This window comes from Funiculus sociatus GB2-C1, from assembly GCF_039962115.1.
GTDB classification, from domain to species: Bacteria; Cyanobacteriota; Cyanobacteriia; order Cyanobacteriales; family FACHB-T130; genus Funiculus; species Funiculus sociatus.
This window is the reverse complement of sequence record NZ_JAMPKJ010000080.1, coordinates 18,946-27,042: the sequence shown is the minus strand read 5'-3', so window position 1 is coordinate 27,042 and position 8,097 is coordinate 18,946. Positions and strand designations below refer to the sequence as shown.

Below are 8,097 nucleotides of genomic sequence, written 5' to 3'. Positions count from 1 at the left end.
ATCGCCTAATACAACAATTTTGAAGTCCTTGAACAAGGGTATTACTTGAGAAAATATTCTAGACTGTTCGGGAAAATCACTATTTCCCATTTTTGGTAAAAATTCAAAATATATCGGAATGGCTCTTTGGTCATAAACTAAACTAATCATGATTAAATTTTTCTGTGACCACTTGGTTCTATCAATTACCAAATAAATTGTTTCACTGGTCGATAAATTTTGAGCTACCCAATCTTTAATGAGTGGGAACCAAATTTTCTGGATTTGCAGTATCGGGAGCGATAAAAATCTTTGAACTTTCTTGCGTCTGCTTTCAAATAGTATTGGTAAAGGTAAAGCTGAAGCAATTTTTTCCAAGCTAACTTCTTTAATATCCTGAAGGACATTAATCATCAGATTGAAAAATAGTAATTCAGAATCTTTTAGGTGATTTCCCAGATGTTTTTGATACAATGAAGGTAGCATTTTTGTTAGATAGGTCTTGTTGACAATAACGGGCCTATTTTTCTTACCATAATTGGGTTAAACCTGTATACAGCTTGGATTCCGGGGCGCGTGTCACCCCCTCAGGGAATGGCTAGAAACCTACTTAATTAATGAAAAAATTATTTATATAGCGATTGATAGAACTAATTGGAATCGAATGAATTTATTCGTTGTTAGCGTTATTTGGGATAAAAGAGCCTTTCCAATATATTTTACCTTACTACCCAAATTAGGTAGTAGTAACATATCTGAACAACAAAATTTATTATCTGTGGTAATGCCACTTTTTCAAAACTATAAAGTCTGCGTGTTAGGGGATAGAGAGTTTTGCTCTGTAAAACTAGCAAAGTATCTTCAGAGCTTGGGTGTATATTTTTGCTTGCGATTAAAAAAGAATGAATTTGTTGAAGTTGAAAAAGATATTTTTGTTGAGTTAAATAGTCTTGGACTAGCTCCAGGAACTTCTTTTTTTATCAAAGGAGTTAAAGTCACAAAGACGCAGGGCTTTATGAGTTTTAATGTTGCTGCTAAGTGGAAACGTAAAATTGCTGGAGTAGCACCGAAGGAAGGATGGTTTATCTTAACTAATTTCCAGTGTTTAGAGTCTGCTATCCTCGCCTATAAACAAAGGTTTGATATTGAAGAAATGTTTAGGGACTTTAAGAAAGGAGGTTATAATCTAGAAGACACTAATCTAGAAGGTGAACGCTTTATTTCTCTAGTGTTATTGATGGCAATTGCTTACACTTCGGCTACAATTCAAGGTCAGGAAATTAAACGTAAAGGAATTCAAAAATATGTGGCTCGTCTTAAAGAATATGGTCGCTCAGAACGGAGACATAGTAGTTTTTATGTCGGTTTATATGGTCAGACTTGGGTCAATTTTAAAGATACTTGTATGGAATTAGTGGCAGAGTTAATGAGAATTAATCGTAATAAACGTAAATATTATCAACAGGGTTTAAGGGCTATGAAGCTTATTGAGTCTATATTTTAGCTTATTTCGTCACCCCCTCAGGTTAGAACCGCAATATATTCTACCCAACTGAGAAACGCTGTAGTTCTGTATTAATGCTTAAGTTCAACTTTTTCAAAATGTTCAACAATTGGAAATGGATCGTAAAAATGGTGAAGAAGTCTTTTCCACTCCTGATATTCAGTAGAAGCTCTAAATCCGATTGTATGATCCTCTAAGGTCTTCCAATTAACCAGTAATAAATATTTTCCTTTAACTTCAATACATCTGTGGAGTTCATGGGATAAATATCCATTCATAGACGAGATAATTACTGATGCTTTTTTAAAAGCAATTTCAAAATCACTTTCATATCCATCTTTCACATTTAGCATAACGGCTTCAAGAACCATAAAATTCCTAATAATTCTTTCCATTTAACATACTATTACTATAAGCTAAGATTTTCAGTCTTGATAGTTAGAAATGTCAATTAACTTTAATAACACCAATTCCGTCTGGGCTTCAATCCTAACCGAAACCTTAAAACGGCTAAGATTAGCTACAGCTATTATTTGCCCTGGTTCGCGTTCCACACCGTTAACCGTTGCTTTTACCCAACAAAATGAAGTAGAAGCAATTCCAATTTTAGATGAACGTTCTGCCGCATTCTTTGCCTTGGGAATTGCTAAAAGAACTGGGATTCCTGTAGCTTTAGTTTGCACTTCTGGAACCGCTGGCGCTAACTTTTATCCCGCTGTAATTGAAGCAAAGGAAAGCCGAATCCCGCTTGTAGTTTTAACAGCAGATCGTCCTCCAGAATTGCGAGATTGTCACTCTGGGCAGACAATAGATCAGGTGAAATTGTATGGCAATTATCCTAACTGGCAAGCAGAGTTAGCGCTACCTTCTCTGGAAATGGGGATGCTGGGTTATCTGCGCCAAACGATGATTTATGCTTGGGAGCGATCGCTATTTCCTACCCCAGGATGCGTTCATCTTAACATCCCCTTCCGCGACCCACTCGCTCCAATTCCCCAACTCGACACCGAAAGCCTCAAATTGCAGTTTCAGCCAGAAGATTTCTTTGCTGGAATTGCATCGGGCGGGCTACCCTCCTTATTAAGGGGGACTGGGGAGATACCCAGCACTACAATTCAAGAATGGCAGCAATGTAAACGAGGAATTATTATTGCTGGAACTGCACAGCCCAGATTTCCAAAAGAGTATTGTAATGCAGTTTTAAAACTTTCCCAAGCTTTAAAATTCCCTGTATTAGCTGAAGCACTATCCCCGTTAAGAAACTATGCCCAGCTCAATTCGTCTTTAATTTCCACCTATGACCTAATCTTACGAAATCAACAATCAGCAAAAGAACTAATACCAAAGATGGTAATTCAAATAGGAGAATTACCCACCAGTAAAGAACTGCGAAACTGGTTAGACAATACTAAAATACAACGCTGGATAATTGACCCCAGTGACCACAATTTAGATCCACTACACGGCAAAACAACACATTTACGAACATCTGTAGAATCTCTTGTAGAGACGCAATTTATCGCGTCTCTACCAACCGAATATCTTCATCTATGGTGTGAAGCTGAAGCCAAAGTTAGACAAAATATCGACGAAACAATGGCAAACATGGAAACGCTTTTTGAAGGAAAAACTGCTTGGTTACTCTCGCAGTTTCTACCACAAAAAACGCCCATATTTATTTCTAACAGTATGCCTGTAAGAGATGCGGAGTTCTTCTGGAAACCGAACAATTCTGGAATTCAACCATTTTTTAACCGGGGTGCAAATGGCATTGATGGCACCTTATCAACTGCTTTGGGAATTGCACATCAAAATCAAAGTAGTGTGATGTTGACGGGCGATCTAGCTTTGTTGCACGATACGAATGGTTTCTTACTGAGAAATAAATTTATCGGGCATTTGACAATTATTTTAATTAATAATAATGGCGGCGGTATTTTTGAAATGCTGCCAATTTCTAAGTTTGAACCACCTTTTGAAGAGTTTTTTGCTACGCCACAAGATATTAATTTTGCTCGACTTTGTGCTACATACAATGTGGAGCATGAAGTAATTACTTCTTGGGAGCATTTGAAGCAGCGATTAAACCCGCTGCCAAGTAAGGGAATCCGAGTGTTGGAGTTGCGAACAAATCGTAAATTAGATGCAAAATGGCGACAAGAGAATTTGAGTAAGTTTGCTAGGGAATGAAGTATGAACGAACGGCTGAGGAGGAGAGGGAAGAGAAAGCAATCGCATTCCCCCCTGAACAGCGCGATCGCACTACTGATTTTCTTTTCGTTCTCGACGATGTTTTTCTAGCAACTCAGGAAAATTCTTAAGGTCATCTATTGACTGGGGAGCCGGATACCACTCTGTCGTCGATTCAGCCGTCACCCTATCCATATAGATGCGGAAGGCTTCATCGTCGTCTCTATGTTCTCGTATGTAGCCTAGTAGTTCTTTACGGCTCATTGCCTCAAAATTTGGTTTAATCATAAAAGTTTCCATAGTCCATTGCGATTAATCAGGATTTCTGTCTCTTCTCCAGCTAGGAAGAATACTCCTCCTGTGGGTTCATCTATCCTAATTATATAAATCGGCAGATACATTTTTGTTGCCCAATAACTCAGGATGAAGCAAGTGAATAGCTGTGCTGATGTAGGAATAATTCGCACCCCTGGTTACTTTACGTTTCCTAGTTTACACATTACAGGTAGAGAGTTGCTGAGGAGAGAGCGATCGCTCATAAATACAAAACCCGCCTTCGCGGGTTTTGTTTGTCTGGACGCAATTAAAAACATCGCCGTTTTAAAATGCGATCGCGCTGATTAACGTCTGTATATTTTTAGCTACCAATGCTGTTAGTTGATGAGTCTTCGGCAAGCTGTCTATTACTATCCCAGTACATAACAACATCATGTAGAGGATGGAGAATTTAAACAGCGATCGCGCCAATTGTTTATTCTCAGGTTCCTGCAATAATGCCCAAGCTTTCTTGATAAAAACGCTTCCCAAGATAGCAGCAATAATGCCATAAACTACACCAGAAGCGCCCAAAGGATAAACTAACAACAGTGTCATCGGCACCATAATTAAGGTGTAAATCCAGATTTGCCGGGTGGTAGCAACTTCCCCCGCAACAACTGGCAGCATCGGGATGCCGACTTTGGCGTAGTCATCGCGAATCATCAACGCCAACGCCCAGAAATGGGGAGGTGTCCAAACAAATACAATGGCAAAAAGTAGCCACGCTGCCCAGCTTAAAGAACCAGTAACAGCTGCCCAACCCACTAAAGCGGGGATCGCTCCAGCTGCACCGCCAATCACAATATTTTGCGCGGTGTGGCGCTTCAGCAAATGAGTGTAGATGGCCATGTAAAAGACAATGCCGGACATTGCCAACAACGCACTCAGCAGGTTAGCGCATACTGCTAGGAGGGTGAAAGATAGACAGCCAAGCACAATCGCAAACAGCAGCGCATGGCTCGACTGCACTCGCCTGGAAGGAATCGGGCGGCGGCGGGTGCGCTCCATTGCATAATCGATATCGCGGTCGTAAATGCAGTTAAGAGTCTGGGCAGATGCAGCAGCAAGGGTTCCGCCTGTCAGTGTCACCAGTAACAAAAATGGATCTACCCGTCCATCTGATGCCATCCACATACCCGCCGCTGTGGTAATCAGCAGCAGTGGGATAATTCGCGGTTTTGTTAGCTGGTAGTAGCTGTGAATTACTTGTAGGAAATTTTGATGTTTGCGGGAGACATCGGCTCCAACCATCATTTCTTGCATTATTTATTTTCCTAATTGACCTAGCCGATTTTGGATTTTCGATTAGAGTCTGGATGATTTATTGTTCAAAACCCGATCTCCGCCCTAGTTGAAACTAGGAAACAAATCAAAAATCGTAAATCTAAAATCCCAAATCCCCAGTATCTACTGTGGAGTCAATCCAAAATCGCCAATCTAAAATCCAAAATCGAGTGACCTAGCGGGAGAAGGTAGAAGCAATTCCAAAGCGTCTCTAAAAGTTGTGTAGCCAGCACCCGTTCAGGGTGCTGGTTGATGAAGAGTTATAGAGACGGATCTGGTACAACAACAGAAGCATTGCGATCGCGCAACGCCAAAACGGTAAAAACAACCATCGAACCTAGTAAAGCCGCTCCCACTGCCTGGTGAGCCACTGTCAGCGGTTCTACTTGCAGGTGTAAGCGGAAAGTAGCCACACCGAGAGCAATTTGCAACACCAGTAAACCACCCGCCAAGTTAGCCAGCTTTCGCAGTAGCGGATGCAGTGCGGGCGTGCGCCATGCGAAAACCACCACGGCTATTGTGGCAACGGTTGGCGGTATAACTCCGGCAATGTGACTATTCATCACCGTGCAGAGTTCTTGCGCTCCAAAACACTGATGTAGCGCCCACTGAGAACCGACTAATCCACCGAGTAAACTTTGTAAATATACAAAAATGGCAGCACTTAAGCTAATCCACGGCAGTTTACTAGCGGTGCCAGTGCCTTGATAAGGTAGGAGTGCGGCACCAATTACCAGCAGAGTTGTGAAAAACAACAAAGCTGTTCCCAGGTGAGCGGTGACAATATCGAAACGGAGGAGTTGGGTTACTGTCAGTCCGCCCAAGACACCCTGGAAAATCACCAAAAAAAGCGCAAAAGTGGATGCAATAGGCACCCAAGTTGGTAAAGAGCGACGATTCCACCACGAAACCGCAGTGAGCGCGATCGCGCCTAACCCAATTACAGCCGCATCCAATCTGTGAAACCACTCCAGAAATACCTGGAGATTCATCTGTGAAGATGGCACTAGCTGACCGTAACACAAAGGCCAGTCCGGGCAGGCAAGCCCAGCATTCATAACTCGCGTTGCGCTACCGATTGCCATCAAAATTAAGGTAGCGATCGCCATCCTAAACACCAGGCGACGGATCTTGTCCCTGGGTTGGGAATCCTCCGGAGTGCGAACATCCTGATGAAGGACGGATTCTGTCATAGTTTTCCCAAAGCAAATTTTGCTTAATCAAATCCTGAGTATCCGCTCATCCCCAAGCTAGCATCCTAGCTGGAAAAATGACCGACTCTAGCTACCACTCTAATAACCTTGCTGCACCATCAGCTAAAGCTTTAGGAATTTCTTCCGATTGGGAGACTTGGGTATATTAGATTACATTTTATTTACTAATCGTTACAATAATTAAATATTATCGGAATTCAGCGCCATAGACGCTGCACCACCTACCCATCGACAGAGCGCGATCCCAAAGAAATCTATAAAGATAGGGGAGGTTTACTGGCCAGCAAGCTCGCTTAGGCTTACCGTGGTAAGTAAGCTGAACTGATTTGGATTTCCTAAGATCGACATAGAGCTACTTATTTATCCGTTGTCCGTGGGCGTTTGAAAGTTGTTAGAACCTTCTGGGGTTTCAAATGGACAACTTGACACATCTTCCCAGACGACTGACGCCTGACTAATAAATCCTGTCTGTGGCTTGAATTCCCAGATTATTTTGTTCAGCAGTTTTGCAGGAATCGAAGACATAACCGTGAACATCCCAAGTCAGATACTAACTTTACTGGTTGGCATTGTTGTCACCCTTGTCAGCCTCTGGTACGGTCAAAATCATGGTCTTCTGCCGATAGCAGCTTCCCAGGAAGCTCCCTTGGTGGACAAGCTGTTTAACGCCATGATGACCATTTCGACAGGGCTGTTTCTGATAGTTGAAGGGATAATCATCATTTCAGTTATTAGATTTCGCCGTCGCCCAGATGACAACACAGACGGGCCACCAGTGCATGGCAACATCCCTTTAGAAATTTTGTGGACAGCGATCCCGGCGGTGATTGTTCTGGGAATCTCTATCTACAGTTTTGAGGTTTACAGCCAGATGGGCGGAATCAGCCCAATGGATCACTCGGTTGCCCATGTCAAGAGTGATAAACATTTTGCCAGAATGCCAGGAGCCGCGATCGCTGCCACCCTGACAGATACGGAAAATCGCAATCAACAGCTACAAGAAGAAGCCCTAGACGATCCCGCCACAGCCCTGAATCGCAAGGAACTTCCCCAAAAACGCGATTCTGAAGGACTAGGCGTAACTTCTCCCCGAATCGGCCCTACGCCTGATAAGGAAGGTCAAGCTCCAGAATACGTAATCAATGTTACGGGCCTGCAATTTGCTTGGCTTTTTAGCTACCCTGACACGAACGTTACCACAGGCGAATTACACCTTCCCATCGGGCGGGAAGTGAAACTAAACATCTCAGCTAATGATGTAATACACGCTTTTTGGGTGCCTGAGTTTCGGTTGAAGCAGGATGCAGTTCCAGGACGGCAAAGTGAACTGCGGTTCACACCTAATAAAGTGGGTGAATATCCAGTAATCTGTGCGGAACTCTGTGGTGCCTATCATGGAGTGATGAAGACAAAAGTAATTGTCGAGACACCCGAAGACTACGATAAATGGATGGGCGAACAGCAAGAAGTTGCTAGAAACGAAGCTCTAAATCAGTCTGTTGCAGTGAATCCCGTAGAACTCTCGAATGCTGAGTTTTTGGCTCCCTACGCGAGTGAGATGGGTGTCACAACCGAAAGCCTACACCATCTCCACAACCATTAATCGCT

Annotated in this window: 9 protein-coding genes and 2 pseudogenes; 4 read left to right on the top strand and 7 right to left on the bottom strand. The window is 42.7% G+C overall.

Features of this window, described 5'->3' with window-relative positions; translation table 11 throughout:
- Nucleotides 1–465 (bottom strand): annotated as a pseudogene (locus NDI42_RS25190) (IS4 family transposase); the annotation flags it as partial.
- 100 nt (nt 466–565) lie between these two features.
- On the opposite strand from NDI42_RS25190, the pseudogene NDI42_RS25185 reads away from it, so the two are divergent.
- Nucleotides 566–1,483: pseudogene (locus NDI42_RS25185) on the top strand (IS4 family transposase); the annotation flags it as partial.
- Nucleotides 1,484–1,554: 71 nt separating this feature from the next.
- On the opposite strand, the gene NDI42_RS25180 reads toward NDI42_RS25185, so the two are convergent.
- Complete coding sequence (locus NDI42_RS25180) at nt 1,555–1,854, bottom strand: antibiotic biosynthesis monooxygenase family protein (RefSeq protein WP_190455352.1); 300 nt, start codon at nt 1,852–1,854, stop codon at nt 1,555–1,557.
- 73 nt (nt 1,855–1,927) lie between these two features.
- Between NDI42_RS25180 and menD the strand changes: the two genes are divergently transcribed.
- Nucleotides 1,928–3,673: a 2-succinyl-5-enolpyruvyl-6-hydroxy-3-cyclohexene-1-carboxylic-acid synthase gene (gene menD, locus NDI42_RS25175; RefSeq protein WP_190455350.1), complete on the top strand. Its 1,746-nt coding sequence runs from the start codon at nt 1,928–1,930 to the stop codon at nt 3,671–3,673.
- Nucleotides 3,674–3,745: 72 nt separating this feature from the next.
- Here the strand turns inward: menD and NDI42_RS25170 are convergent, their stop codons facing one another.
- Complete coding sequence (locus NDI42_RS25170) at nt 3,746–3,961, bottom strand: DUF6887 family protein (protein WP_190455347.1); 216 nt, start codon at nt 3,959–3,961, stop codon at nt 3,746–3,748.
- Entirely contained in the window at nt 3,958–4,074 is a 117-nt protein-coding gene (locus tag NDI42_RS28975; RefSeq protein ID WP_399316804.1) for a DUF6888 family protein, read from the bottom strand. Before NDI42_RS28975 ends, NDI42_RS25170 begins: the two co-directional genes overlap by 4 nt.
- Nucleotides 4,075–4,105: 31 nt before the next feature.
- On the opposite strand from NDI42_RS28975, the gene NDI42_RS25165 reads away from it, so the two are divergent.
- Nucleotides 4,106–4,297, top strand: a complete 192-nt coding sequence (locus NDI42_RS25165) for a hypothetical protein (RefSeq protein ID WP_348231696.1) — start codon at nt 4,106–4,108, stop codon at nt 4,295–4,297.
- Here the strand turns inward: NDI42_RS25165 and NDI42_RS25160 are convergent.
- The 3 genes from NDI42_RS25160 to NDI42_RS25150 all read right to left on the bottom strand — a co-directional run bounded on the left by NDI42_RS25160 (nt 4,274) and on the right by NDI42_RS25150 (nt 7,014).
- Nucleotides 4,274–5,242 (bottom strand): heme o synthase, encoded by a 969-nt coding sequence (locus NDI42_RS25160; RefSeq protein ID WP_190455355.1) that lies wholly within the window; start codon nt 5,240–5,242, stop codon nt 4,274–4,276. The two genes, NDI42_RS25165 and NDI42_RS25160, sit on opposite strands and share 24 nt — an antisense overlap.
- 293 nt (nt 5,243–5,535) lie before the next feature.
- Entirely contained in the window at nt 5,536–6,468 is a 933-nt protein-coding gene (locus tag NDI42_RS25155; protein WP_190455341.1) for a COX15/CtaA family protein, read from the bottom strand.
- 381 nt (nt 6,469–6,849) lie between these two features.
- Nucleotides 6,850–7,014 (bottom strand): hypothetical protein, encoded by a 165-nt coding sequence (locus tag NDI42_RS25150; protein WP_190455338.1) that lies wholly within the window; start codon nt 7,012–7,014, stop codon nt 6,850–6,852.
- 4 nt (nt 7,015–7,018) lie between these two features.
- Between NDI42_RS25150 and NDI42_RS25145 the strand changes: the two genes are divergently transcribed.
- Entirely contained in the window at nt 7,019–8,092 is a 1,074-nt protein-coding gene (locus NDI42_RS25145; RefSeq protein ID WP_190455335.1) for a cytochrome c oxidase subunit II, read from the top strand.
- Nucleotides 8,093–8,097: the final 5 nt, after the last annotated feature.